At 64.9% G+C, this 24,674-nt stretch carries 22 protein-coding genes; 17 read left to right on the top strand and 5 right to left on the bottom strand.

The window, feature by feature from the left end:
• The first annotated feature begins 87 nt into the window (after nucleotides 1-87).
• Nucleotides 88-843: an AraC family transcriptional regulator gene (locus J2X38_RS07040; protein WP_310252578.1), complete on the top strand. Its 756-nt coding sequence runs from the start codon at nucleotides 88-90 to the stop codon at nucleotides 841-843.
• 54 nt (nucleotides 844-897) lie between these two features.
• On the opposite strand, the gene J2X38_RS07035 is transcribed toward J2X38_RS07040, so the two are convergent.
• Nucleotides 898-2,100 (bottom strand): Gfo/Idh/MocA family oxidoreductase, encoded by a 1,203-nt coding sequence (locus J2X38_RS07035; RefSeq protein WP_310252576.1) that lies wholly within the window; start codon nucleotides 2,098-2,100, stop codon nucleotides 898-900.
• Between the two features lie 95 nt (nucleotides 2,101-2,195).
• Here J2X38_RS07035 and J2X38_RS07030 point away from each other — a divergent pair, with 95 nt between their 5' ends.
• From J2X38_RS07030 to J2X38_RS06995, 8 genes are read left to right on the top strand one after another with little or no spacing between them, the layout of a single operon-like run.
• Nucleotides 2,196-2,585, top strand: coding sequence for a cytochrome c family protein (locus J2X38_RS07030; protein WP_058538969.1), 390 nt, complete (start codon nucleotides 2,196-2,198; stop codon nucleotides 2,583-2,585).
• A gap of 16 nt (nucleotides 2,586-2,601) precedes the next feature.
• Complete coding sequence (locus tag J2X38_RS07025; protein ID WP_310252574.1) at nucleotides 2,602-3,645, top strand: sugar phosphate isomerase/epimerase; 1,044 nt, start codon at nucleotides 2,602-2,604, stop codon at nucleotides 3,643-3,645.
• Nucleotides 3,646-3,690: 45 nt separating this feature from the next.
• The gene (locus J2X38_RS07020) at nucleotides 3,691-4,989 is read left to right on the top strand and encodes a sugar MFS transporter (RefSeq protein WP_058538971.1); all 1,299 of its coding nucleotides are present in this window, start codon (nucleotides 3,691-3,693) and stop codon (nucleotides 4,987-4,989) included.
• Between the two features lie 35 nt (nucleotides 4,990-5,024).
• Nucleotides 5,025-5,897 carry a TIM barrel protein gene (locus J2X38_RS07015; RefSeq protein ID WP_310252570.1) on the top strand — a complete coding sequence of 291 codons (873 nt, stop codon included), beginning with the start codon at nucleotides 5,025-5,027 and terminating at the stop codon, nucleotides 5,895-5,897.
• Between the two features lie 11 nt (nucleotides 5,898-5,908).
• The gene (locus J2X38_RS07010) at nucleotides 5,909-6,736 is read left to right on the top strand and encodes a DUF1080 domain-containing protein (RefSeq protein ID WP_310252568.1); all 828 of its coding nucleotides are present in this window, start codon (nucleotides 5,909-5,911) and stop codon (nucleotides 6,734-6,736) included.
• Nucleotides 6,736-7,296 (top strand): gluconate 2-dehydrogenase subunit 3 family protein, encoded by a 561-nt coding sequence (locus J2X38_RS07005; protein WP_405053444.1) that lies wholly within the window; start codon nucleotides 6,736-6,738, stop codon nucleotides 7,294-7,296. Before J2X38_RS07010 ends, J2X38_RS07005 begins: the two co-directional genes overlap by 1 nt.
• Entirely contained in the window at nucleotides 7,293-8,132 is an 840-nt protein-coding gene (locus J2X38_RS07000) for a sugar phosphate isomerase/epimerase (protein WP_310252564.1), read from the top strand. The genes J2X38_RS07005 and J2X38_RS07000 overlap by 4 nt, the downstream gene beginning before the upstream one ends.
• A 22-nt stretch (nucleotides 8,133-8,154) precedes the next feature.
• The gene (locus J2X38_RS06995) at nucleotides 8,155-9,831 is read left to right on the top strand and encodes a GMC family oxidoreductase (RefSeq protein WP_310252562.1); all 1,677 of its coding nucleotides are present in this window, start codon (nucleotides 8,155-8,157) and stop codon (nucleotides 9,829-9,831) included.
• Nucleotides 9,832-9,845: 14 nt separating this feature from the next.
• On the opposite strand, the gene J2X38_RS06990 is transcribed toward J2X38_RS06995, so the two are convergent.
• The 4 genes from J2X38_RS06990 to J2X38_RS06975 all read right to left on the bottom strand — a co-directional run bounded on the left by J2X38_RS06990 (nucleotide 9,846) and on the right by J2X38_RS06975 (nucleotide 15,292).
• Nucleotides 9,846-11,258, bottom strand: a complete 1,413-nt coding sequence (locus tag J2X38_RS06990; protein ID WP_405053437.1) for an amino acid permease — start codon at nucleotides 11,256-11,258, stop codon at nucleotides 9,846-9,848.
• 75 nt (nucleotides 11,259-11,333) lie between these two features.
• Nucleotides 11,334-12,329: a hypothetical protein gene (locus J2X38_RS06985; protein ID WP_310252560.1), complete on the bottom strand. Its 996-nt coding sequence runs from the start codon at nucleotides 12,327-12,329 to the stop codon at nucleotides 11,334-11,336.
• 30 nt (nucleotides 12,330-12,359) lie between these two features.
• On the bottom strand, nucleotides 12,360-13,928 hold the full coding sequence (locus J2X38_RS06980; protein WP_310252557.1) for an aldehyde dehydrogenase family protein: 1,569 nt from the start codon (nucleotides 13,926-13,928) through the stop codon (nucleotides 12,360-12,362).
• A 47-nt stretch (nucleotides 13,929-13,975) separates the two neighbouring features.
• On the bottom strand, nucleotides 13,976-15,292 hold the full coding sequence (locus J2X38_RS06975) for an amidohydrolase family protein (RefSeq protein WP_310252555.1): 1,317 nt from the start codon (nucleotides 15,290-15,292) through the stop codon (nucleotides 13,976-13,978).
• 176 nt (nucleotides 15,293-15,468) lie between these two features.
• On the opposite strand from J2X38_RS06975, the gene J2X38_RS06970 reads away from it, so the two are divergent.
• From J2X38_RS06970 to J2X38_RS06935, 8 genes are all read left to right on the top strand, one after another.
• Nucleotides 15,469-17,910: a TonB-dependent siderophore receptor gene (locus J2X38_RS06970; protein WP_058538979.1), complete on the top strand. Its 2,442-nt coding sequence runs from the start codon at nucleotides 15,469-15,471 to the stop codon at nucleotides 17,908-17,910.
• A 193-nt stretch (nucleotides 17,911-18,103) separates the two neighbouring features.
• On the top strand, nucleotides 18,104-18,727 hold the full coding sequence (locus tag J2X38_RS06965) for a helix-turn-helix domain-containing protein (protein ID WP_082639728.1): 624 nt from the start codon (nucleotides 18,104-18,106) through the stop codon (nucleotides 18,725-18,727).
• Nucleotides 18,728-18,817: 90 nt separating this feature from the next.
• The gene (locus J2X38_RS06960; RefSeq protein ID WP_310252551.1) at nucleotides 18,818-19,882 is read left to right on the top strand and encodes a membrane dipeptidase; all 1,065 of its coding nucleotides are present in this window, start codon (nucleotides 18,818-18,820) and stop codon (nucleotides 19,880-19,882) included.
• The gene (locus J2X38_RS06955; RefSeq protein WP_310252549.1) at nucleotides 19,879-20,808 is read left to right on the top strand and encodes a hypothetical protein; all 930 of its coding nucleotides are present in this window, start codon (nucleotides 19,879-19,881) and stop codon (nucleotides 20,806-20,808) included. The genes J2X38_RS06960 and J2X38_RS06955 overlap by 4 nt, the downstream gene beginning before the upstream one ends.
• A gap of 183 nt (nucleotides 20,809-20,991) precedes the next feature.
• Nucleotides 20,992-22,059: a TonB-dependent receptor plug domain-containing protein gene (locus J2X38_RS06950; protein WP_310252547.1), complete on the top strand. Its 1,068-nt coding sequence runs from the start codon at nucleotides 20,992-20,994 to the stop codon at nucleotides 22,057-22,059.
• Nucleotides 21,960-23,093 carry a TonB-dependent receptor domain-containing protein gene (locus J2X38_RS06945; protein WP_310252726.1) on the top strand — a complete coding sequence of 378 codons (1,134 nt, stop codon included), beginning with the start codon at nucleotides 21,960-21,962 and terminating at the stop codon, nucleotides 23,091-23,093. Before J2X38_RS06950 ends, J2X38_RS06945 begins: the two co-directional genes overlap by 100 nt.
• A gap of 4 nt (nucleotides 23,094-23,097) precedes the next feature.
• A complete protein-coding gene (locus tag J2X38_RS06940) occupies nucleotides 23,098-24,237 on the top strand; it encodes a PepSY-associated TM helix domain-containing protein (RefSeq protein ID WP_310252545.1) in 1,140 nt (379 codons plus the stop codon).
• Nucleotides 24,234-24,407, top strand: a complete 174-nt coding sequence (locus tag J2X38_RS06935; RefSeq protein ID WP_310252543.1) for a hypothetical protein — start codon at nucleotides 24,234-24,236, stop codon at nucleotides 24,405-24,407. Before J2X38_RS06940 ends, J2X38_RS06935 begins: the two co-directional genes overlap by 4 nt.
• The last annotated feature ends 267 nt before the right edge of the window (nucleotides 24,408-24,674 follow it).

Below are 24,674 nucleotides of genomic sequence, written 5' to 3'. Positions count from 1 at the left end.
AGAAAATTTGCGTATCGGATAGGACCAAGATGATTGCACATACGGCATGGCGCCGCCACTGATGCCCCGATTCGCTGGGATGACAGGATGACAAACAAGCTATCCATTCGCATTTCTCCGGAGTTTACGAGCTTCGTCGGCCGCGGCCCCTGTGACGCCGCGTTCCTGCCGCCCGACGCGCTCATCTTCGGCTTTGGCGATATTGGCGAGCCCGCCGTCTCGATGCTCCTTCCCGGCGATATTGCGGGCCTCGCCGACGATCATCTGGTCGTGTTCGCGATCAGCCGCGCGGCGTGCGACCGGCTGTTCGGACGCCGCCCCAAGGCGGATGGGCGCTGGTATCTCCCCGCCAATCTTCGCGGTCTCGGCCGCGCGGTGGTCGCGGTCGAAGGCGACAGCGAAGTCGACGACATGTTGCGCAGCGCGCGCAGCCAGGAACTGCTCTGCCAGCTTTTCGCCGAGCTCGCCGCCGACCGCATGGTCGAGGTGGGCGGCAGCACGTCGCTCAGCGAACTCGACATCACCCGCGTCGCCGCCGCGCATCAGCTGGTCAACGAGAAGTGGCAGGAAAAGCTGACCGTCGGGAGCGTCGCGCGGCGCTGCGGCCTCAGCAAGGCCAAGCTGACGCGGGGCTTTCGCGAACTGTATCAATGCAGCGTTGCCGAAGCTGTGAGCGAGCGGCGGCTGCAACGCGCCCGCCAGCTTCTGGCGCAGAGCGACCTCCCCATATCGAGCATCGGCTATAATTGCGGCTATATGAGCAACGCGAGCTTCACGCGCGCCTTCGCGCGCCGCTTTGGCATGGCGCCGACCAAGATGCGCGGGCGCGAAGCCACCGCCTGAGCGGCGCGGCCGTAAAGCGGCATCCCCCGAAGAGGGATAGTAAATAGCGCGCCGCTAATTGCCACCGGCCGTTCGGCGATCGTTCGCGACGTCGGCAAGTGCGGTCCATTTCGCCTCGCCGGCGCTGTTTTCGATCACCGCTTCGACGAAGGCCATCGTCCGCAGACCATCGCCGACCGCTGGAAACCAATCAGCCGTGCCGGGCGGCGGCGGGGTCGCGGCGTCCGCGCGAAGGGCGCGGCCGAAGCTGCGATAGAGGTTGGCGAACGCCTCGATATAACCCTCGGGATGTCCCGCCGGGGTGCGCAGCCGCGCCATCGCCGATGGGCCGAGACCGGGTCCGCCGGCGCGGATCACCTCGGTCGGTCGGTCCAGCCAGCGTAGCGTCAGGCTGTTCGGCTCCATTTGCGACCATTCGAGGCCGCCTTCCTCGCCATGGATGCGCAGGCGCAGACCGTTTTCATCGCCCGCGGCGATCTGGCTGGCCTTCAGCACGCCGCGCGCACCGCCGTCGAAACGCAGCAACACCGCCACATCGTCGTCGAGGCGGCGCCCCGGAACATGCGTGGTCAAATCCGCGCTGAGCGAGCCGACCGCAAGCCCGGAGACATGCTCGGCCAGCTGGAAGGCGTGCGTCCCGATGTCGCCGAGGCAGCCGCCCAGCCCCGCGCGCGCGGGATCGGTGCGCCATTCGGCCTGCTTGTTGCCGTCCTGGTCGATCGGCCGGCTGAGCCAGCCTTGCGAATATTCGACCTGCACCAGCCGGATCTTGCCGAAATCGCCGCGCGCGACGCGCACGCGCGCCTCTTCGATCAGCGGATAGCCGCTATAGGTGAATGCCAGGCCATAGAGCTTGCCGCTGCGGGCAACCGCCGCGTCAATTGCCCGCGCCTCGGCGAGGTCCAGCGCCATCGGCTTTTCGGACAGGACGTGAAAACCGGCATCGAGCGCGGCGATCGCCATCGGGGCGTGCAGATGATTCGGGGTGACGATCGCCAGCGCCTCCATCCGCTGATCCACGGGCAGCGCGGCCTCGCCCGCGAGCAGGGCGTCGAGCGTCGGGTAAGCGCGAGCGGGGTCGAGCCCGAGCGCCGCGGCGCTCCGCCCATTACGCTCGGTGTCGCTGCTGAACGCCCCGCACACCAGCGCAAACTCGCCGTCGAGCGCGGCCGCCATCCGGTGTACCGCGCCGATGAAGGCGCCTTCGCCGCCACCGACCATGCCGTAGCGCGTTTTTGACCTCGTATTCGTATTCATCGCATTCCCTTGGTCCGAATTTCCAAAATTGTTTGCATAATAGGATTTCGAACGGTTACCTGATCGCGCCGGCTGTTGCCAGACGGGAGAGGATAATGAAATTTCTGTTCGCCCTGCCACCGGCAGGAGCAATATTGATTGCGCTGATGCTCGCGCCTTCGCCAGCGGTGGTTGCGGCGCCGGCCCAAGGTCCCGGCGCGCAGGCCTTCGCGGCATGCCGCGCCTGCCATACGCTGGAGGCTGGCGGCAAAAGCACGATGGGTCCCAATCTGCACGGCCTGTTCGGCCGGCAAGCTGGCACCGTTGCCGGGTTCAATTACAGCCCGGCGCTCAAGGCATCGAAAATCCGCTGGAACGACAAGACGCTCGACGAATATCTCGCCGCGCCGACCAAGAAAGTCCCCGGTACACGCATGGTCGTCAAGGTAGCCGACCCGGCGCGCCGCGCGGCGCTGATCGCCTTTCTCAAGACCGAAACCAAGTGACGCGAAAGGCAAGCGCATGAAGGGCCCGGCTGTTTTCCTTGCGCAGTTCATGGGCGACGCCGCGCCGTTCGACACTTTGCCCTCGGCGGCGCGCTGGATGGCCGATGCCGGCTATATCGGCATTCAGATCCCCACGTGGGACAGCCGCTGTATCGACCTGCGTAAGGCCGCCGAAAGCCAGGATTATTGCGACGAGCTCGCGGGCACCTGCCGCGAGGCGGGGGTCGAGATCACCGAATTGTCGACGCATCTGCAGGGCCAGCTGGTCGCGGTGCATCCTGCCTATGATACCCAGTTCGACGCCTTCGCGCCCGACGCGGTGAAGGGCAAGCCGGCCGAGCGTCAGCTCTGGGCGGTCGAGCAGCTTCATCTTGCCGCAAAAGCGAGCCGGCGGCTGGGCCTGAACGCGCATGCGACCTTTTCGGGCGCCCTCGCCTGGCCCTATCTCTATCCTTGGCCGCAGCGCCCCGCGGGACTGGTCGAGGAAGCGTTCGCCGAGCTTGCGAAGCGCTGGCGGCCGATCCTCGACGCCTTCGACGAACAGGGCATCGACCTCGCCTATGAGATTCATCCGGGCGAGGATCTCCACGACGGCGTGACCTTCGAGCGCTTCCTCGCCGGCGTCGACAATCATCCGCGCGCCAACATCCTCTACGACCCCAGCCATTATGTGCTGCAGGCGCTCGACTATCTCGCCTTCATCGACATTTATCATGAGCGAATCCGCATGTTCCACGTCAAGGATGCGGAGCTCAATCCGACCGGGCGATCGGGGGTCTATGGCGGCTTTCAGGACTGGGTCGATCGCCCCGGGCGCTTCCGCTCGCTGGGCGATGGGCAGGTCGATTTCGGCGGCATTTTCTCGAAGCTGACGCAGTACGGCTTTGCCGGCTGGGCGGTGCTCGAATGGGAATGCTGCCTGAAGCATCCCGAAGACGGTGCGCGCGAAGGTGCACCGTTCATCGCCGCCCACATGATCCGCAAGGCTGACAAGGCGTTCGACGATTTCGCAGGGGGCAGCGATCCCGCACTCAACCGCGCGATGCTGGGGCTGAGCTGACGACGCCAAGACGAACCAAACGATAATAATCAAAGGGGACGCAGGATGACGACATTGCACAAGGGGCGCTTGTTCTGGCTGGGCGTGCTCGCGCTGTTCACCGCCGCGGCGAGCCTTGCGATCCGCGGTGCGATCGCCAGCGGGCTCAAGGCCGAATGGATCGACCCGGTCGCCCCGTTGCAAGCGGGCGAGTTGATCGCCGCTGCGCTGGGCGCGGCGTTCCTCAGCTTTGCGATCACCTTGTTCGTCGCCAGCGCGCTGCTCGACCAGATCGGCATGAAACGGTGCCTCGCGGGCGCGGGGCTGTGCTTCATCCTCGGCCCGTTGATGATCGTCACCGCGGGCCATCTCGCGACCGGCATGACCATCTATTGGCTCGTCTGGACGGGCATGCTGCTCAGCGGCATCGGCTGGGGGCTGACCGAAGCCGCGATCAATCCGCTGACCGCGCAGCTTTACCCCGACGATACCACGCACCGGCTCAACGTGCTGCACGCCTGGTTCCCCGGCGGCATCATCGTCGGCGGGCTTGCCGGCTTCTTCCTTTCGGCAGCGTTGCCGTGGCAGGGCATCATGGCGCTGGTGATGATCCCCGCTGTAGCGACCGTCGTGATCGCCCTCACCACCACCTTCCCGCCGCCGCTGCGTGAGCAAAGCGGCGTCAGCTTCGGCGAGATGATGGGCGAGGTGTTTCGCCGCCCCAGCTTCTTCATCTGGTTCGGCGCGATGTTCCTGACCGCGGCGTCCGAACTGGCACCGGGGCAGTGGATCGACGTCGCCTTGTCGAACCGCGTCGGCATGCGCGGCATTTTGCTCCTCGTCTATGTCAACGCGCTGATGTTCATCTTCCGCCATTTCGCGGGGCGGCTCGCCAACAGGATCTCGAACCCCGGCCTGCTCTGGGTATCGAGCCTGCTCGCCGCGATCGGCCTGTTCATGCTGAGCCAGGCGCAGTCGCCGGTCGCCGCGATCGTCGCCGCGACCGTCTGGGGCCTTGGCGTCTGTGTGATGTGGCCGACGATGCTCGCCTCGGTCGCCGAACGCTATCCGCGCGGCGGATCGTGGGCGATGGGGCTGGTCGGATCGGCGGGCGCGCTCGCCAGCTTCTTCGTGCTGCCGCAACTGGGCGCGATGTTCGACCAGGCCAAGATCGAGTTCGCGGGCGGTCCCGAAGCGTTCGCGCGGCTGACGGGCGCGGCGAAGCTGGCGGTCGAGGATGCGGCGGCGTCGCTGTCGTTCCAGCGGCTGGCGATCCTGCCCGTCATCCTGCTGGCGGTATTTGGCTTCATCTGGCTGCGCGAGCGCGGCAAGTCGCGCGCGGCGCTCGCAGGTCAGACGGCATGAGCGTATCGCGCCGAGCGGTTCTGGCGGGGGGCGCCATGGCGGCTGCGGCCGCGGCGACGGCGACAAACAGTGCGATGGCGTCGAACGCGCCGCGCTTTTCGCTGAAATACGCCCCGCACGAGGGCAGCTTCAAAAGCCGCGGCGACCGGCTCGAACAGATCGCTTTTGCCGCCGATCAGGGCTTTACCGCGTGGGAGGATAATGAGGCGGCCAGCCGTTCGGTCGCCGACCAGACCGCGATGGCGCGCGCGTTGCAGCAGCGGGGCATGACGATGGGCGTGTTCGTCGCGAGCATGCCGCGATGGAGCGAGTTCCGGCCGCTGCTGGGCGGCAACGACGATAGCGATCGCGAGCGCTTCCTGACCGATATCCGGGGTTCGGTCGACGTCGCCAAACGGCTGAATTCGAAGCATATGACGATCGTCACGGGCTTTATGGACCGCAAGCTGCCGGTCGATATCCAGACCGCGCGCGTGATCGACGTGCTGCGCCGCGCCGCCGACATCTATGAACCGCACGGGCTGGTCATGGTGATGGAGCCGCTCAATACGCTGGTGAACCATCCCGGCGTCTTCATGTCGACCGTCCCGCAAGGCTATGCGATGGCCCGCGCGGTCGACAGCCCCGCGATCAAGGTGCTGGCGGACCTGTATCACGAGCAGATCCAGGCCGGGAACCTCATCAATACGCTGGACAGCTGCTGGAACGAGATCGCCTACGTCCAGTTCGGCGACAATCCCGGCCGCAAGGAGCCGGGAACGGGCGAGATCAACTATCGCAATATCGTCCGCTGGCTGCGCGCGAAGAATTTCGTGGGCGTGATCGGCATGGAACACGGCAATTCGGTCGACGGGCGCGCGGGCGAGGAGCGGCTGGTCGCCGCCTATCGCGCGATCGACGCGGCATGAGGGAGACACAAGTGAAGCATATCGTTTGGGCCGCGGCAATCGCGGTCGCCGCGGCGGCGGGCAATCCCGCCACTGCGCAGGAAAAGCCCGGCTTCAAGGACACGCCGATGTTGCCCGACGGCAAATGGCAGGTGCATGATTCCGACCGTCCCCATCCGACCGTAGTAACCCCGGGCACCGTTCCCGGCGCCCCGCCCTCCGACGCGGTGGTGCTGTTCGATGGCAAGTCGCTCGATGCGTGGCGGGCGAAGGCAAGGCCATGGATCGTCGAGGATGGCGCGATGACGTCGATCCCACCGCTCGGCGGCCGCGGCGAGAATGCGCTGATCAGCAAGGCGAGCTTCGGCGACGTCCAGCTCCATCTCGAATTCCGCTCACCCAACCCGCCGGATCATAGCTCGCAGGATCGCGGCAACAGCGGCATCTGGTTCATGCAGCGCTACGAGATCCAGATCCTCGACGGCTATCAGAACCCCACCTACGCCGACGGCACCGTCGGCGCGATCTACGCCTGGAAGCCGCCGCTTGTGAACGCATCGCGCAAGCCCGGCGAATGGCAGAGCTACGACATCGTTTTCGAGCGCCCGCACTTCGGACCCGACGGCAAGCTGCTGCGCCCGGCCTATATCACCGCCTTCCTCAACGGCGTGCTCGTGCAGAACCGCCAGCCGTGGCTGGGCAGCACCGTCTGGCGCAAGGTCGCGCAATACGAAGCGCATGGCGACGCCGCGCCGATCCAGCTCCAGGACCATAATTCGCCGGTTTCGTTCCGCAACATCTGGGTGCGCCCTTTGCCCGAAGCGGCGGCGAGCCATGACTTCGAAGGAACCGTGAAATGATCATCGACCGCAGAGACGCGCTGGCCGGGATGGCCGCGATGTTCGGCGCAAGCCTGTTCGCGCCGATCGCGCGCGCCGCGGCGGCAGAAGCGCCCCCGCTCATCAGCAGCGGCCCGCCCTCGTCGCCGGTGTTCACCGCGCAGCAGCGCGCGCTGATGACCGCGCTCAGCGAGCGAGTGATGCCGACCACCGACACCCCCGGCGCGATTACCGCTGGCGTCCCCGAATATATCGAAAAGCTGCTCGCCGATTGGGCGTCGCCCGACGATCGCAAACCGATCCTCGCGGGGCTCGACGCGATCGAGGCGCGCAGCCGGGCCGATTACAAGATCGCCGCCGACAAGGCGACGCCCGCGCAGCAGGACGCGCTGCTGACGCTGGCGATGGAAGACAAGCTGCCCGGCGGCGCGGACTTCTTCGACAAGTTCCGCCAGCTCGTGCTCACCGGATATTTCACGTCGGAAGTCGGTATCACGCAGGAGCGCGAATATCTGCCCGTTCCCGGCCGCTACGACGGTGCCTATCCCTATTCCGAGATCAAAAAGGTGTTTTCGTCATGATGATTGGCAGGCGGCAATGGATGGCGGGCGGCGCCGCGCTCGGGGCGACACTGGCAGCGGGACCGCTCATGGCAAAGAGCCTCAAATCAAAGCCCATCGGCATCCAGCTCTACACCGTGCGCGAGCTCTTCTCGAAGGACCCGATGGGAACGCTCGAAAAGGTCGCGGCGATCGGTTATCGCGAGGTCGAATATGGCGGCGGCGGCTACGACAAGATGGACCATGCCGCGCTCCGCAAGACGATGGACCGGCTGGGCCTGACGTCGCCTTCGATCCATGTCGCCTATGAGGCGCTCGCCAGCGATTTCGACGGCGCGGTCGCGATGACCAAGGCGCTGGGCGCCGACACGCTGGTCGTTCCCTATATAGGCGACGCACATCGCACTGCCGAGGGCTGGAAGGCCGCGGTCGCCAATTTCAACCGCTATGCCGAGCGGCTCAAAAAGGCCGGGCTGGGCTTTGCCTATCACAATCATGATTTCGAGTTCATATTGAAGCCGGGCGGCACCAGCCTGTTCGACACGCTGATCACCGACGCCGATCCGGCGCTCGTCCGGCTTGAGCTCGACCTGTTCTGGGCGGTCGCCGCGGGCGAGGATCCCAAGGCGATCATCCGGCGTCTTCCGGGGCGCATCTATGCCTATCACGTCAAGGATCGCACCGCCGACGGCAAGATGACCAGCGTCGGCAAAGGCGTCATCGATTTCGCCGACATCTTCACGCTCAACGCTGTTGCCGGCGTGAAGCATTTCTATGTCGAGAACGATCAGTCGCCCGCCCCCTATCTTCCCGACATTCAGACCAGTTTCACCACGCTCAGCCGCCTTCGCGCCTAACCCGATATTCGAGGATCAAGATATGACCGACATGTTCGATGCGATCGTCATCGGCTCCGGAGTGAGCGGTGGATGGGCCGCGAAGGAACTGACCGAAAAGGGCCTCAAGGTCCTGATGCTCGACCGCGGGGTGATGGTCGAGCACGGCGAGGATTATGATTATGACGGCAAGCCGGCCTATGAGATTCCGGCGCGCGACCGGATGCCCGCGGCGCTGGTCAAGAGCGACTATTTCATCGCCACGCATGGCTATGTCTCGCCGTCGAACCAGAAATTCTACAACAACGACCGGCTCAACCCCTATGCCTATGACGAGGGCGAGAAATTCTACTGGATCCGGCCCGCCGCGGTCGGCGGCAAGTCGCTGATCTGGGGGCGCTGGAGCTTCCGCTGGAGCCCTGAGGATTTCGAGGCGAACAAGCGCGAGAATGTCGGGGGCGACTGGCCGATCCGCTATGACGACCTTGTTCCCTGGTACGATTATGTCGAGAAATATATCGGTGTGTCGGGATCGCGCGAGAATCTGCCGCAGCTGCCCGACAGCGCGTTCCAGCCGCCGATGCAGATGAACGTCGCCGAAAAATGGGTGAAGGAACGGCTCGAGGCAAGCTCGCCGGGCCGCAAGCTGATCAACACCCGCCTGTCGAACATGACCGAGGACAAGGAAGATCAGGGCCGCAGCAAATGCCAGTTCCGCAACCAGTGCGGGCGCGGCTGCTCGTTCGGGGCCTATTTCTCGACGCAGGCGGTTACCCTGCCCGCGGCGCGCGCCACCGGGCGGCTGACCCTGCGTTCCGACGCGGTGGTCTCGAATCTCGAATATGATCCCAAGACGAAGAAGGTCACCGGCGTGCGCGTGATCGATACGAAGACGAAGCGGGCGGAGGTGATCCCCGCGCGCCTCGTCTTCCTCTGCGCCTCGGCGATGGCCTCGACCCAGATCTTGATGAACTCGCGTATCCCCGGAACGGCCAAGAGCCATTTCGATTCCAGCGGCACGCTCGGCCGCTATGTGATGGACCATATCTTCCGCGTGAACATCTCGGGCGAGATACCTGGCATGACCGACTTTATCGAATATGGCCGGCGTCCGGGCGGCGTCTATATCCCGCGTTTCCGCAATGTCGGCGGCGAAGAGGGGATCGGCTTCAAGCGCGGCTATGGCTATCAGGGCAGCGCGCGGCGCGATCCGCTACCGCCCAAGGGCTTCGGCGCGGCGATGAAGCACGGCATGCGCGGCTATGGCCCGTGGAAGTTCGGCATGGGCGCCTTCGGCGAATGCCTGCCCTATGAGGACAATCGCGTCAGCCTGCACGCCGACAAGGTCGACCGGTTCGGCATCCCGCTGATGCGCTTCGATGTCACCTTCCGCGACAACGAGATCCGCATGATGGACGATGCGCGGACCGAGGGCGAGGCGATGCTGCGCAAGGCGGGGCTGCAGAACGTCACCAGCGAGCGCCGCGAACATGTCCCCGGCGACGCGATCCACGAAATGGGCGGCGCGCGCATGGGCGCCGATCCGCGCCAGTCGGTGCTCAACAAATGGGGCCAGGCGCACGACGCCGCCAATCTGTTCGTCACCGACGGCGCGCAGATGGCCTCGATCTCGTGCGTCAACCCGTCGCTCACCTTCATGGCACTGACGGCGCGAGCCGCCGACCACGCCGTAAAGCTGCTCAAGGCCGGCACGATCTAGGGGCGCCAAAGGGATTATCCGCCGCGAGCTGCCTTGCCCAAGGTGCTGCGGTATTGCCCATAGGCCGCATAGAGGGCGAGACCGATCAGATTCCAGACGAGGCACCACAAGAGCGTTTCGGCGGGCAGACTGAGGAACAGGTAGAGGCAGCCGCCGATCGTTCCAAGCCCGACCAGCCACGCCGCGCGCACGCGAAAGGGCCGGTGCGCATCGGGGGCGCGGCGGCGAAGGACGAGCAGGCAGACGCCGACCGCGATGAAGGCGATCAGCGTTCCGGCGTTGGCGAGTGCGGCGACCTTTCCGATCGGCAGCAACCCGGCGAGGACCGCGACAATCGCCGCCGTCAGCAGCGTGATGCGCGCCGGGGTGCCGCGCCCTGAAATATGCGCGAGGCGCTGCGGCAGGAAGCCGTCGCGCGCCATCGCAAGGAAAATGCGGCTTTGCCCGTAGAGGAAGGCGAGCAACACGGTCGGCAGCGCGACAACGGCGGTGGTCGCGACGATCTGCGCGATACCGCCCTGCCCTATCGAGCGCAGGATCAGCGCCAGCGGCTCGGGACTGTCGGCAAAGGTCGTGAAAGGCGTCGCACCGACCGCCGTAGCGGCGACCAGCATGTAGATGAGCGTGCAGACGGCCATCGAACCGATGATCGCGATCGGCAAGTCGCGCGCGGGGCGCTTTGTTTCTTCAGCCGCGGTCGAAATCGCATCGAAGCCGTAGAAGGCGAAAAAGATGATCGCGGCGGCGGCCATGACCCCGCGCTGGACGCCGTCGCTGTCGACCTGCGCGGCATAGCCATAGGGCATGAACGGATCGAGGTGCGCGGCGTCGAAATAGGGCAATGTGTAACCGACGAAGAGCAGCAGTGTGACGATCTTCACGACGACGAGCACCGAATTGATCCGCGCACTCTCGCGCGTCCCCAGCAGCAGCAGGCCCGCGACGATCGCGATGATCGCGACCGCGGGAAGATTGATCAGCCCGCCGAGTTCGGGCCCACGCGTCAGCACCTCGGGAAACCCGATCCCCATCAGGAGCGGCGACGCATAACCCGACCAGCCCACCGCGACGGTCGAGACGACGAGCGAATATTCGAGGATCAGGCTCCAGCCGACGATCCACGCAAAAGCCTCGCCGAGCCCCGCATAGGAATAGCTGTAGGCGCTGCCCGCCGCGGGCATCATCGCCGACAGTTCGGCATAGGCGAGCGCCGCGCAGGCGCAGACCGCGCCCGCGATGGCAAAAGACAGCAGCACCGCGGGGCCCGCGCGGTCGACGCCGACGCCGATCAGCGTCAGGATTCCCGTGCCGATGATCGCGCCGACGCCCATCGCCATCAGCTGCGGCCACGACAGGCTGGGCGGCAGCCCCCCGGCGCTGCGTTCGCCGGGCGGCGGGATGGGTTTGCGGCGGGTCCAGTTCTTCACGATGCGTCTCCCAATATCCGGCCCGATGGTTCGGGTCCGCCGCTCACCCCAAATGCGTCAGTTCGATGCGTCTCTTCAGGGCTTTTCGTTCGGGAACAGCAGCAGCCAGTCGGCCTCGGCCTGGATGCGCGCAAAGAAGCTCCAGCTGTCGACGGCGATCGACCGCTTCAGCCAGGGCTTCGCCTTTTCGGGCTCGCCGCGGAGGATATAATAGTTGGCGAGGCTGTAGGCGGTCGACGCCGCCACCCCGTCGGCGGTCGCGAAAGCGCGGCCGCTGTCCTTGTCGCTGAAGAAACTGTCGGCCGCGCGGTTGCCCTTGAACAGCTGCAGCCCGTCGAAATAGGTGTCCGAACCGCCCTTCGGGTGAACCTCGAACAAGGTCAGATCATAATCGTCGAGCAGCTTCTGTGCCTCACGAAGCTTCCCGGCGCGCGCGAGCGAAAGATATTCCCAATAGCCGTTCGCGGTGCGTGCCTCGACGTCATGGGTGAAGGCGGCAGATTCGGCCGACTTTGCGAACCATTTCGCCGCATTTTCGAAATCATGCTTGCCGAAATAAGCCTGCCCCAGATGGTAATAGAGATAATATTGCACGACATCGGGGTCGCCCGGGAAATAGTCGGGGCCCGGCTTTTCGCGTTCGAGCGGCTGGTTCTCATAAAGCTTCGCCGCTTTCAGCCCCAGTTCGATCGACTTGTCGAACTCGCGCAGCGAAAAGGCGCGATGCGCGCGGTGGCGCAGCAGCTTGCCCGAATTGGGGAAGCGCTTCAGCGCCTGATCGTAGACCGCCGCCGATTCTTTCGTATAGCCCTGATAGAAGAGGATGCGGCCGTACCAGGTCGCGCTATCGACGGTCATATTGGCCTCGAACGCCGCCTTCGCATCGCGCGCGGCGCGCTCGAGCGTTTCGGTCGATGCCACGTTCGCGTTGCGCGCGGGGCTGGTGACCATGCGCTCGCCGAGCAGCGACATGCCCTGAAAGCTGCCTTCCTGCGCCGTCGCCGTCACCGGCGCGGCGATCAGCAACAGGCCGGCCGACACCAGCAATTTCAAATGCCTGGGCTTCATCATAAACATCCTCTCCGAACTGATCCTGTGTCTTCAATCGATATCGAGATCGAACTTCACACCCTGCGCGAGCGGGAGCGAGGTCGAGTAATTCACCGTCGCGGTAACGCGGCGCATATAATTCTTCCAGCTGTCGGAACCCGACACGCGGCCGCCCCCCGTGACCTTCTCGCCGCCGAACGCGCCGCCGATCTCGGCGCCGCTCGTCCCGATATTGACGTTGACGATGCCGCAGTCGCTGCCCTGCGCCGACTGGAATTTCTCGGCCTCGCGCACGTCGCTGGTGAAGACGCACGACGACAGCCCCTGCGGGACGCCGTTCTGCAGCGCAATCGCTTCGTCGAAGCCGGTGTAGGCGAGGACATAGAGGATCGGCGCAAAGGTTTCCTCGCGGACGATTTCGCTCTGCGCGGGCATCTCGACGATCGCCGGGCGGACATAATAGGCGTCGGGTCCCGCGACCTCGATCCGGTCGCCGCCGTGGACGATGCCGCCGTCGCGGCGCGCCTGTTCGAGCGCGCGCTGCATCGCGTCGAAGGCGGCCTTGTCGATCAGCGGGCCGACGTGCGTCGCGTCGTCGAGCGGACTGCCGATGTTGAGGCTGCCGACCGCCGCAATCAGGCGCTTCACGAAATCGGCGCGGATGTCCTCGTGGACGATCAGGCGGCGCAAGGTCGTGCAGCGCTGGCCGCACGTGCCCGTCGCGGCGAAGATCGTTCCGCGCAGCGCGAGCCCGATATCGGCGCTCGGCGCGACAACCGCGGCGTTGTTGCCGCCGAGTTCGAGCACCGGACGTCCGAAGCGGCGCTGGACGCGCACGCCGACATCCTGCCCCATGCGGACGCTGCCCGTCGCGCTGACGATCGCGACATCGGGATGGTCGGCGAGCATCGTGCCGCACGCGGCATCGCCGATCGCGACCTGCACCAGATGGTCGGGCGCGAGCTCATAGTCGGCCGCCGCCTTCTGCAGCAGCCCGGCGAAGGCGAGCGCGGTGAGCGGGGTCTTTTCGGACGGCTTCCAGATCGCGCTGTCGCCGCAGACGAGCGCGACGGTGGTGCCCCACGCCCAGACCGCAGCGGGGAAATTGAACGCCGAGATCAACCCGAGCACGCCGAGCGGGTGCCAATATTCGGTCAGCCGGTGCTCGGCGCGTTCCGACGCGATCGTCAGCCCGAAAAGCTGGCGCGACAGGCCGACGGCATATTCGCAGATGTCGATGACCTCCTGCACCTCGCCGCGCGCTTCGGTCAGGATCTTGCCATTCTCGATGGTCAGGAGGTGCGACAACGCCTCCTTATGCTCGCGCACCAGCAAACCATAGCGCCGGACGAGTTCGCCGCGATGCGGCGCGGGTACGTCTTTCCATGTGGCAAAGGCTGCGCGCGCGTTCGCGACCATCGCGTCCATATCGCCCGCCTTGTCGGTGCGCAGGGCTGCGAGTTCCGACCCGTCGATCGGCGAGAAAACCTTGAGGTCCGAACCCAGATGGGCATCGAGCGACAGCCCGAGCGCGCCGAATATATCGGTGACCGAACGGGCAAAGCCGCCCTGTACGCTGTGGCCGGCACCGGGAGAAATCATCTTATCAAGAGCGTTCATCTAATTGTCCGTTGAAAGGGGAAAAGCATGGCGTTGGCGGGTTTGCGTCACGGACTCGCGCGGTCATCGTGGATGATGACGCGGCCGTCCTTGATCACCGTAGAGACGCGCTCGGTCACCGTCACATCGCGATAGGGATCGCCCGCGACCGCGATCATGTCGGCATATTTTCCGACTTCGATCGTGCCGATATTGTCCGATTGATCCAGCAGCGCCGCGGCATCGACGGTCGCCGATCGCAGCGCCGCCATCGGCGTCATCGGACCTTGCTCGACCATCAGGCGAAACTGCCGCGCATTCTGTCCGTGCGGCGACACGCCGGCGTCGGTGCCGAAGGCGAATTTGACCTTATGCTGGACCGCGAGCCGGATATTCCGCCCCGCGACGCGGCGCGCTTCGGTCATCTTCGCCTGCACGGCGGGGCTGGCCTCGCTTTCTTTCCGCGAATCGAGCAGGCCGAGCGTCGGCACGAGCCAGGTGCCGCGCTTCGCCATCAGCTTCGCGGTTTCCTCGTCGAGATAGGTGCCATGCTCGATCGAATCGACCCCCGCGCGCACCGAGGCGGCAACGCCCTCCCCGCCATGCGCGTGCGCCGCGACCTTGAGCCCGAGGCTGTGCGCGGTGGTAACGATCGCAGTGAGTTCCTCGTCGGTCAGGTGCTGGCCCAGTCCGCGCGCCTGTTGCGACATGATGCCGCCGGTCGAGGTGACCTTGATCAGGTCCGCGCCATATTTGGCGGCTTCGCGCACGCGCAGCGCGCATTCGACGCCGCCGGTGCAGGCGCCGGTATAGTCATAGGGATAGAGCGCCTCGGTCGTCTTGCGGTTGAGCCCCGACATGTCGCCATGCCCGCCGACGATCGACAGCGACGTGCCCGACAGGAAGATACGCGGGCCGACGACCGTGCCTTCGTTGACCGCGTCGCGCAGCGCGTGGATCGAAGTGCCGTCGGAGCCGACGTCGCGAACCGTCGTGAACCCGGCCTCGAGGGTCTTTTTCGCATTGGAAAAAGCGAACAGCGCGACATCCTCGGGCGTATCGACCGCCGCCGCCCATAGTTTCGTTTCGGGCGAGAAGCTGAAATGGACATGCGTGTCGATCAGCCCGGGCAGCAGCGTCCGGTCCTTCAGGTCGATCACCCGCACGTCCGCCCGCTCCAGATAGCCCGGCTGGATTTCGGCGATGCGCCCATCGCGGACCACGATCGTGCTCGGTCCCAGCGGCTTTTCGCCCGGAATTGCGACGACGGCGCCCGCGTGGATTACCAGCGTATCGGCAAGCTCGGCGCCAGCAGGCGCCGCGACGGCCATGCCCGAAAGCGACACGCCGATCGCCAGCGCCGCCCATTTCCCAATGCCGCTCAAGCGAAATTCTCCCGTCGGCCCACGCCGCGAGGCCGCCCGTGCAGCACTCCCCATTTGCATAGGAAGTTTTTGCTAGTTGAGCAAGAATTTTTATGATAGGAAAATTCTGGAAATTACGACACATTGCGGAAATCAACGAATTTCCGGTGGGGAAACGGGTCCAAAAGGAGGGAAAAATGTCGAAGTTCGTGTCACGCCTGTTGTTGTCGTCCGCGCTCGCCTTCGCGATCACGCCGATGGCGCATGCCCAGTCGGCGCCGCCCGAAGAGGATGGCGCAGAGACCAGTGCCGGCGGCAGCGACATCGTCGTCATCGGTACGCGCCGCAAGGACCGCTCGATCACCGATAGCTCGGTCGCGATCGACGTCATCGCGCCCGAACAGATCGCGACGACCGGCTATTCGGACGTGAACGACGCGCTGCGCACGCTCGTCCCCGCGTTCAACGCGCAGCGCCTTCAGGGCAACGACGGTTCCTCTTTCGTGCGGCCTGTCACGCTGCGCGGCTCGCCGGCCGATCATGTCCTGCTGCTGATGAACGGCAAGCGCCGCCACCGCGCCTCGATCGTGCAGATCGGCACCGGCCATGCCTCGACCTCGGGTTCGCAGGGTCAGGATTTCAACGTCATTCCGCCGATCGCGCTGTCGAGCGTCGAAGTGCTCCGCGACGGCGCGTCGGCCCAATATGGCTCGGACGCGATCGCCGGCGTGATCAACCTGGAGCTGAAAAAGGCCAGGAGCGGCGGCTCGATCATCGGCCAGGTTGGCGAATATTATACGTCCGGCGGCCGCACCTATGACATCCAGGGTCATCTGGCCGTTCCGGTGGGCGACAATGCCTATTTCAACATCGCCGCCCAATATACCGACCAGGCCAAGGCCTATGCGAAGAAGGCCACCCATTCGGGCGCCGAGGCGATGCGGGCGATGGGCATTCCCGGTATTCCCGAGCATCCCGAGGGTAATCTCGATCCGCGCTACATGGCGTTCAAGTCGGTATGGAACGCCGGCATCGAACTCAGCGACGAACTCGAACTCTATAGCTTCGGCAACTATATGACGGGCAAGAGCTCGGTCACCTTCGGTCTGCGCCAGCCCGTCACGGCGGGCGGCCTGAACCGCCACGGCACCTATGCCAATTCGGCGTTCGACCTGACGCCCGCGCACCCCGAATTGTTCAACCTGGCCGCCGTCTATCCGGGCGGCTTCACGCCGGAATTCCGCGGCCATCTCGAGGATTTCAGCGCCCTTGTCGGGCTGCGCGACCAGGAAGGTCCGCTCACGTGGGACCTGTCGGCGCGCTACGGCACGAACACCGTCGACTACACGATCACCGGCACGATCAACGCGTCGATGGGGGTCAAGTCGCCGACCGCGTTCAAGCCCGGTTCGCTCACCCAGCGCGAAATCCAGTTCGACGCCGAAGTCTCCTATGAGCTGAGCAACGACATCCTCGTCTTTGCCGGGGCCAGCCATCGCAAGGAAACCTATGTCATCGGCGAGGGCGACGTCGCGAGCTACACGACGGGTCCGCTGCGGGACCTGCCCGCGGGCTCGAACGGTTTCCAGGGTTTCTCGCCCGAATTTGCCGGCAGCTTCGATTCGAACAGCTATGCGGTGTTCGGCGAAATCGATGCCGACATCACGCCTTGGTGGAACCTGTCGGCGGCCGCCCGCTACGAGGATTATGACCAGTTCGGCGACAATTTCAGCTACAAGGCCTCGACGCGCTTCGAGCTGAGCGATGCCTTTGCGCTTCGCGGTTCGGTCAGCACCGGCTTCCGCGCGCCGGCCGCCGGACAGGTCTTCGGCACCAGCCTGACCTCGCAGCTCGACGGCGTCGGCGGCTTCATCCTCGACGCCGTACTCGTTCCGGGGTCGCCCGCGGCGCGGGTCTTCGGCTCGGAGGCGCTGACGCCCGAAACCTCGTTCAACATGTCGGCGGGCGTCGTCTTCACCGGCCTCGACGGCTTCCTGACCACGCTCGATTTCTATCAGATCGACGTCGACGATCGCCTGTTGCTGACGCCGTCGCGGAACACCACCGCCGCCGAGCGCGCCGCGCTGGCCGCGATCAATTTCCCGAACGGCGCGGACATCCAGCAGGTGCGCTATTTCCAGAATGAAATGGACACGCGCGTGCGCGGTTTCGACCTGGTGAGCACCTATCGTCACAGCTGGTCGGACAATGCCTCGACCGACTTCAGCCTTGCCGTGAACTATAACGAACAGCACCTGCGCGGCGCGCCGCCTCCGGGGTTCAGCCCGGCGATCGTGACCGAGTTCGAACGCGGCACGCCGCGCTGGCGCGGCAATTTCTCGGCGACGACCAAGGTCGGCGATTTCGGCTTCATGGCACGCGCGATCCATTATGGCGCGTGGCGCCGTCTCGATGGCGCGACCTTCCTGCCGCGCAAGGCGGTGACGCTGTTCGACGCCGAGGTGACCTATTCGGGCATTCAGGATGTCGAGCTGAGCGTCGGCGCACGCAACATCTTCAACATCTTCCCGCCGGGTCGCGGCCCTGCGCGCGCCCGCGCCGGCCTGATCTATGACAATCACAGTGTATTCGGGGTCGCCGGCGGCTTCTATTATTTGAATGCTAAGTATAAATTCTGATCTCGTCTGTTAGAGATCGACGCGTATTTCCGGTGGGCACATACGGCATTGGCATAGCGGATATGCCAATATCGTAGCCTATCGGAAATTTGTGCCTTATAGATGGCGGCGGCTGATTGGCCGGACCTCTTCCCCCAGCCGTCCCCATCGGCCGATGCCATGCGATCTCGAGCAAGTGAAGGATTGGAGATTTATGCCGCCCAGAAATGGAGACGAGCCGGAAGTTTTGGGTGCCGTTCGTACCGCGAAGCGGCCTCGATCCGAAGGCTTCCACCTGGGCGAGCGATTGCGCCAATTGCGCAAGGAACGCGGGATGACGCTGGAGGATGCGGGGCGGCTGACCGCGCTTGCGGCCTCGACATTGTCGAAGATCGAGAATGACCAGATGTCGCCGACGTTCGACGTCGTGCAGAAACTCGCGACCGGCTTCGACATCGACATCACCGAATTGTTCGCGAGCAATTCGGGGCAGGATGCCGCGGGCCGGCGCAGCGTCACGATGGACGGCGCGGGCCGCCTGATGGAAACCGCGGTCTACCGCCACCGGCTGATCGCCGCCGAACTCAAGAACAAGAAGATCCTGCCGTTCGTCACGACGATCAAGGCGCGCAGCCTCGAGGATTTCAAGAGCTGGTCGCAGCACAGCGGCGAGGAATTCCTCTATGTGCTCGAAGGCGAAATCTGCTTCCAGACCGAGCATTATGAGCCCGCATATCTCGGCGTCGGCGACAGCATCTATATCAACAGCAGCATGCAGCACGCCGCCTATTCGACGAGCGAGGAAGATGCCGTCGTGTTGTGGGTCAACACCGGCTGAGCGCCCGTGCGCTCGTACCGATCATCGGGCTTGCAATAATTTTCCGATACGCTAATTTCTTTCCAATAGAAAATTGGAGAGGGCGAAGCGATGGACAGACGGAATTTCATCCTGTCGGGGGCGGCCTTGTCGGCCACGATGGCGTTCGCGCCCGCGGCGGCGGCACGATCGAAGACGCGGCCCCTCACCTTCGACGCGATGGGCGAGGTGCGCTTCGAATATGACGCCGCGCTGATCGGCCAGATGCGCGCCAGCGGGCTCGACGCGATCACGGTCACGCTCTGCGACCCCAAGGCCTATGAGGGGCAAGCCTATGAAGAGGCGGTGCAGGCGGTGCTCGACCATGACGCGCATATCGCCAAGCATCCCGAGCTGTTCCTGAAGGCGACGAAGACCAGCGATATCGACGCCGCGCGGGCGAACGGCCAGCTCGCGCTGTTCTACCTGTTCCAGAACAGCACCCAGTTCGGCCGCGACCTCGACAATGTCGACCTGTTCCACAAGCTCGGGGTGCGGTCGGCGCAGATCACCTATAACGACCAGAATTGGGCGGGCGCGGGGTGCAAGGAACTCGGCGCCAACGGCCTCACCCATTTCGGCCGCGACCTCGTCGGGCGGATGAACGAGCGCCGCATGCTGATCGACCTGTCGCATTCGAACATGCAGACGATGGCCGATACGATCGCCGCGTCGAAAATGCCCGTGATCGTCTCGCACACCGCGTGCATGGCGGTGCACAGCAATGTCCGCAACACGACCGACGCGAACCTGCGCCTGCTCGCCGACAAGGGCGGCGTCGCTGGCATCTGCCAGATGCGGCCGTTCCTGACGACGAAGCGCGACGACGCGCTGCCCGAATATTTCCGCCATATCGACCATGCGGTGAAGGTGATGGGCGCCGACCATGTCGCGATCGGCAGCGACCGCGACCACCGCGTCGTCGAGATGACCGACGCCTATATCGCCGAGCTGAAGCGCGAGGAGGGCGCCAATTTCCACGAGCCCGACTGGCCTTTGTTCATCAACGAACTCAACGGTCCGCGGCGCATGGAGGTGGTGTGGGATGGCGTGCGCAAGCTCGGCTATCCGACCAGCACGGTCGAAAAGATCATGGGGACAAACGTCCGCCGCATCTATCAGGAAGTGATCGGATGAGCCTCCGTCTTTCCGCCCTCACCCTTGCCTTGCTGCTGACGGCAGCCCCTGCGTCGGCGAACGTCCCTGGCGCCGACGCGGGGAATTGCGCGACCAGCCTGATCGGCACGCCGCTGACCGTGCCTAAATTCTCACCCGCGACGCAAAAGCTGCTCGACGAGGATATCGCGATCGCCGCGGCAGCGCTGCGCATCGCGCCGGGCCGCGAGGATAGCCACATCTGGTACGGGCGGCGCCTCGACTATGCCGGGCGCATCTGCGACGCGGTCGATGCGTTCAGCGCCGGGATCAAGCAGTTCCCGGAGAGCTACAAGCTCTACCGCTTCCGCGCCCGCGACCTGACGCGCGCGTGCAAGTTCAAGGAGGCGCTCGCCGATTATGAAAAGGCGCTCGCGCTGATGGGCGACACGCCCGACAGTTTCGAACCCGACGGCATGCCCAACCCGATCGGCCTCACGATCAGCACCTATCGCGGGAACATCGTTTATTATCACGCGCAAACGAGCTTTGCGACGGGCGACTATCCGACGATGGTGTCGGGCATGGCGAAATCGCTGGAGCTTGCCGCCGATTTCGCGCGCGACGACATGCGCGTGCCGACGACCTACTGGACCTATCTCGCGTACCGGAAGATGGGGCAGCACGACAAGGCGCGCGCGGCGATCGATGCGATCGAGCCGGGGCTGAAGCTGATCGAGAATTTCACATATTACCAGGCGGTCCAGATCATGCAGGGTCGCCTCGACCCCACGGGCTTCAAGGACAGCCGTGACAGCACCATCAAGTTCGCGATCGCGATGGAGCGTCGCTTTGCCGGCGACGAGATGGGCGCAAAGGCGCTGCTGACCGAGATCGTTCGGGAAAATCCGCAGGGCCATTGGCCTTCGGAAGCCGAATTGGCGCACCCGGACCGAAAAGCCTATTGATCCCTTCCTGCCCGGCTCCACCAAGCCTGTTCATCAGGCGGAGGGGCCAGCTTTGGTCCGGTTGCGGATTGCTCGGTCGCGCGCTCGACGCGCGATCTTTCCGGCTGGCAGGCTGCGCTCTTGCAAATGGGTTGCAGTAGCGATCATTCGCGTCTAGCGCGCTTCCCATATTGGAGGATCGCGATGAAATATAGAATGATCAATGCCTTGCTGGTAACGGTGGCCTGGACGGGCGCCGCGCAGGCGCAGGAAAGCCAGACCAGCGCGGAGATCACCGTCACCGCCGACCGAGCCGTCACCGCGACCAAGAGCGACACGCCGCTCGTCGAAACCCCTCAGGCGATCAGCGTCGTCACCGAAGAACTTTTCCGCGACCGCGGCGCGCTCAATTTGCAGGAAACGCTCCGCTATTCAGCCGGCGTCACCGGCGAGGCCTATGGCCTCGACACGCGCGGCGACGCGAGCGTCGTGCGCGGGCTCGCACCCGTCCAGTTCCTCGACGGGATGCGCAGCCTCTACACCTTCGCGCCCTTCGCCCGCGCCGCGGTCGACACACTCTCGCGCGTCGAAGTGCTGCGCGGACCGTCTTCGGTCCTCTACGGGCAGGCATCCAACGGCGGCATTATCAACAGCGTCAGCAAGCGCCCCGAATTCGAAGCCGGCGGCAGCGCGCGGATCGAATATGGATCGTGGGACCGCAAGCAGGCGATGGTCGACCTGACCGGCCCGCTCGGCGGCGATACGCTCGCCGGCCGCATCGTCGCGGTCGTGCGCGACGCGGGCCAGCAGATGCGGCTGCTCGACGACAATCGCGTGCTCGTCCAGCCGTCGCTGAGCTGGCGGCCGAGTTCGGACACCGCGGTGACGCTGATCGGCCTCTACCAGCGCGACCGCTCGGCATCGAGTCAGCAGTTTATTCCCGTCGTGTCGGCGATCGGCGCGCCCAACGACGCCCGGCGGCTCAGCAACCGCACCTTCCTGGGTGACGAGAATTATGACACGCTCCGCCAGCGCACGCTGTCGGCGACGCTCATCGTCGACCAGCGGGTTTCCGACCTGCTCAGCCTCAGCGCGCGGGCGCGTTACACGACGCCAAGGCGACTTTCCGCGAGCTGTATCCCGACGTCTATTCGAACCCGGCCAATCCGTTCATCGACGGCACCGCCGAAACGGGCCGTACGCTGCATCGCTACGCCTATCAGACCAAGCCGCACGGCAAGATCTTTACCAGCGACACGAACGCGCGCCTGACCTTCGACACCGGGCCGTTCAGCCACCAGCTCCTCGTCGGCCTCGACTACACCAATTATTTCGAGCAGACGCTCGGCGCCTCGGGCGGCAGCGCGTTCACCCCCGGCATCACCCCGGTCGACGCCTATAACCCGAACAATAGCGGCGTCGCGGCGGACGTGCTGCCCTACGCCGCCCTGCCCGACCAGCGCAACACGCAGCTCGGCGTCTATGTCCAGGACCAGATCCGCTATGCCGACCGCGTCACGCTGGTCGCGGGTGTCCGCCACGACCGCGCGCGGTCGAAGACCGAAGGCGCCCCCGCGGTCGTCGATACGGCGTGGACCTTCAAGGTCGGCCTGATCGGCGAGATCGGTTATGGCCTGTCCCCCTACCTCAGCTATTCGGAGGCGTTCCAGCCGGTTTCGGGGATCAATCCGCGCACCGGCGAACCCTATGTCCCGACGCGCGGACGGCAGTATGAAGGCGGCATCAAGTGGCAGCCGCAGCGCGGCATTCTCGTCACCGCGGCCTATTACGACATCGTCGAGCAGAACCGCCCGACCAACGATCCCGCCGACCCGATCAATGTCTTCCAGACCGGCGAAGTGACCTCGAAAGGGTTCGAGATCGAAGGCGCGTTCGACCTGCCCGGCAACTTCCAGCTGACCGCCGCGTACAGCCACAATAATGCGCGCGTTTCCGAAAGCCTCTACACCTATGAAGAGGGCGCGCGCGTCAACGACGTGCCGCGCGACCAGGCGTCGCTCTGGGCGGTGAAGGCGGTCCCGCTCGGCGCCGATGCGCTGCTGCGGATCGGTGCGGGCGTGCGCCATATCGGCAACACCCGCTCGACCGGCCCGACGAGCGCGATCACGACGCCCTCCTACACACTCGTCGATGCATTGGTGTCGGTCGACTGGAACCGCTGGACCGCCGCGGTCAACGCCTCGAACCTGTTCGACAAGAGCTATTTCACCGCCTGCCGCACCTTCGGCGACTGCTTCAGCGGCAATCGCCGCTATGTCGTCGCCTCGCTCGGCTACCGGTTCTGACGCGATGAAACGCAAGACCGTGCAGTCCTGGTATCTGGTTCATAAATGGACCAGCCTTGTCTGCACGGTCTTCCTGCTGCTCCTCTGCATCACCGGGCTGCCGCTGATCTTCGGCGAGGAGATCGCGCATCTCGCGGGCGCCGAGCCCGAATTGTCGGCGCCGCGACCCGGCGCGCAGCCGGCGAATCTCGACCGGTTGATCGAGGACGCGAAGGCGCAATATCCCGGCAACCGGCCGCTGTTCCTCGGCTGGTATCCCGACGAACCGATCGTCTACGTCAATCTCGGCCCCACCGCCGATACCCCGCCGGCCGAGATGAAGACCGCGCTTTTCGATGCCTACACCGGCACGGCCGTTCCCGCGCCGCAGTTCAACGAAGGCGTCATGTTCTTCATCCTGCGGCTGCACACCGATATGTTCGCGGGGCTTCCCGGCAAGCTCTTTCTCGGCGCGATGGGCCTGCTCTTCGCCATCGCGACCATATCGGGCGTCGTGCTCTACCGTCCGTTCATGCGCAAGCTCGAGTTCGGGACGATTCGCAAGGCACGCAGCAAACGACTGAAATGGCTCGACATCCACAACCTGCTCGGCATCGCGGCCACCGCCTGGCTGCTGGTCGTCGGGCTCACCGGCGTCATCAACACGCTCGACGAGCCGCTCTATGACCAGTGGCAGAAGGACCAGCTTGCCGAGCTGACCCGCGAATGGGCGGGTCGCCCCGCCCCCGCACAATTCGGCCTGATCGAAAAGGCGGTCGCCGAGGCGAAAGCGGCGCGGCCCGAACTCAAGCCCGCCTTCGTCAGCTACCCGGGCACGGGTTATAGCGGCGAGCATCATTATGGCGTGTTCATGATCGGCCAATCGCAGCTCGACCAGCGCAACTATCAACCCGTGCTCGTCGACGCCGCGACGTCAAAGCTGACCGGCGTCCCGACCTGGCCGCTCAGCCTCAGCGCCATGTATCTGTCGCAGCCGCTGCACTTCGGCGACTATGCGGGCCTGCCGCTCAAGATCGTCTGGGCGCTGCTCGACATCATCGCGATCGTCATCCTCGGCAGCGGCATCTATCTCTGGATCGGGCATCGCGGCCAGTCGCTGCAGCGGCGCGTCCACGAAGTCGTCGAAGGCGGAGACGCAATATGACCAGGCAGACCGTCCGCCGAACATATGCTTGGCCGCTGCTGATGGCGATTGTCACGATCGCTTCGCTCGTGACGGGCCTGCTGACGGTCGGCCTCTTCGACATTTCGGCCGTCATCGCCCTGGCGGCGGTTCCGGGTTATTGCCTGTTACGGCTTTTCGCGCGCAAATAGGTCGGCCCCTTTGGGTATGATCCCGCCGTCCTCGAACCGGCCGCTCGGCCTTCAAAAGCCCACATGCCAATATGTTAAGCGCCGGGCCAGGTTGCACCCCGGGGCAGGCGGTCCATCGCGATAACCACTCCGATGATCAGCTTAACGCTGGCTTAACCATAGTGCAGTGCAGCATGGCGGATTGGCCGAGGTTAACCTCGTCGTAACAGCAAGGGGTCGTTCGCCATGCCAAGCCTGTACATCTCGCCAGCCGGTTCCGGGGACAAA

The sequence above is a fragment of the Sphingopyxis sp. BE235 genome (assembly GCF_031457175.1).
Classification (GTDB): Bacteria; Pseudomonadota; Alphaproteobacteria; order Sphingomonadales; family Sphingomonadaceae; genus Sphingopyxis.
The sequence above is the reverse complement of the archived record's forward strand: the minus strand, read 5'-3'. Positions and strand labels throughout refer to the sequence as shown.

Bases quoted from the DNA above. Each gene is read 5' to 3' on its own strand.
- J2X38_RS06960 (WP_310252551.1), top strand. From the start codon at position 18,818: ATGGACAGACGGAATTTCATCCTGTCGGGGGCGGCCTTGTCGGCCACG.
- J2X38_RS07000 (WP_310252564.1), top strand. From the start codon at position 7,293: ATGATGATTGGCAGGCGGCAATGGATGGCGGGCGGCGCCGCGCTCGGG.
- J2X38_RS06970 (WP_058538979.1), top strand. From the start codon at position 15,469: ATGTCGAAGTTCGTGTCACGCCTGTTGTTGTCGTCCGCGCTCGCCTTC.
- J2X38_RS06965 (WP_082639728.1), top strand. From the start codon at position 18,104: ATGCCGCCCAGAAATGGAGACGAGCCGGAAGTTTTGGGTGCCGTTCGT.
- J2X38_RS06935 (WP_310252543.1), top strand. From the start codon at position 24,234: ATGACCAGGCAGACCGTCCGCCGAACATATGCTTGGCCGCTGCTGATG.
- J2X38_RS06980 (WP_310252557.1), bottom strand. From the start codon at position 13,928: ATGAACGCTCTTGATAAGATGATTTCTCCCGGTGCCGGCCACAGCGTA.
- J2X38_RS06950 (WP_310252547.1), top strand. From the start codon at position 20,992: ATGAAATATAGAATGATCAATGCCTTGCTGGTAACGGTGGCCTGGACG.
- J2X38_RS06985 (WP_310252560.1), bottom strand. From the start codon at position 12,329: ATGATGAAGCCCAGGCATTTGAAATTGCTGGTGTCGGCCGGCCTGTTG.
- J2X38_RS07035 (WP_310252576.1), bottom strand. From the start codon at position 2,100: ATGAATACGAATACGAGGTCAAAAACGCGCTACGGCATGGTCGGTGGC.
- J2X38_RS06995 (WP_310252562.1), top strand. From the start codon at position 8,155: ATGACCGACATGTTCGATGCGATCGTCATCGGCTCCGGAGTGAGCGGT.
- J2X38_RS07020 (WP_058538971.1), top strand. From the start codon at position 3,691: ATGACGACATTGCACAAGGGGCGCTTGTTCTGGCTGGGCGTGCTCGCG.
- J2X38_RS07030 (WP_058538969.1), top strand. From the start codon at position 2,196: ATGAAATTTCTGTTCGCCCTGCCACCGGCAGGAGCAATATTGATTGCG.
- J2X38_RS06955 (WP_310252549.1), top strand. From the start codon at position 19,879: ATGAGCCTCCGTCTTTCCGCCCTCACCCTTGCCTTGCTGCTGACGGCA.
- J2X38_RS07015 (WP_310252570.1), top strand. From the start codon at position 5,025: ATGGCGGCTGCGGCCGCGGCGACGGCGACAAACAGTGCGATGGCGTCG.
- J2X38_RS07040 (WP_310252578.1), top strand. From the start codon at position 88: ATGACAAACAAGCTATCCATTCGCATTTCTCCGGAGTTTACGAGCTTC.
- J2X38_RS07025 (WP_310252574.1), top strand. From the start codon at position 2,602: ATGAAGGGCCCGGCTGTTTTCCTTGCGCAGTTCATGGGCGACGCCGCG.
- J2X38_RS06940 (WP_310252545.1), top strand. From the start codon at position 23,098: ATGAAACGCAAGACCGTGCAGTCCTGGTATCTGGTTCATAAATGGACC.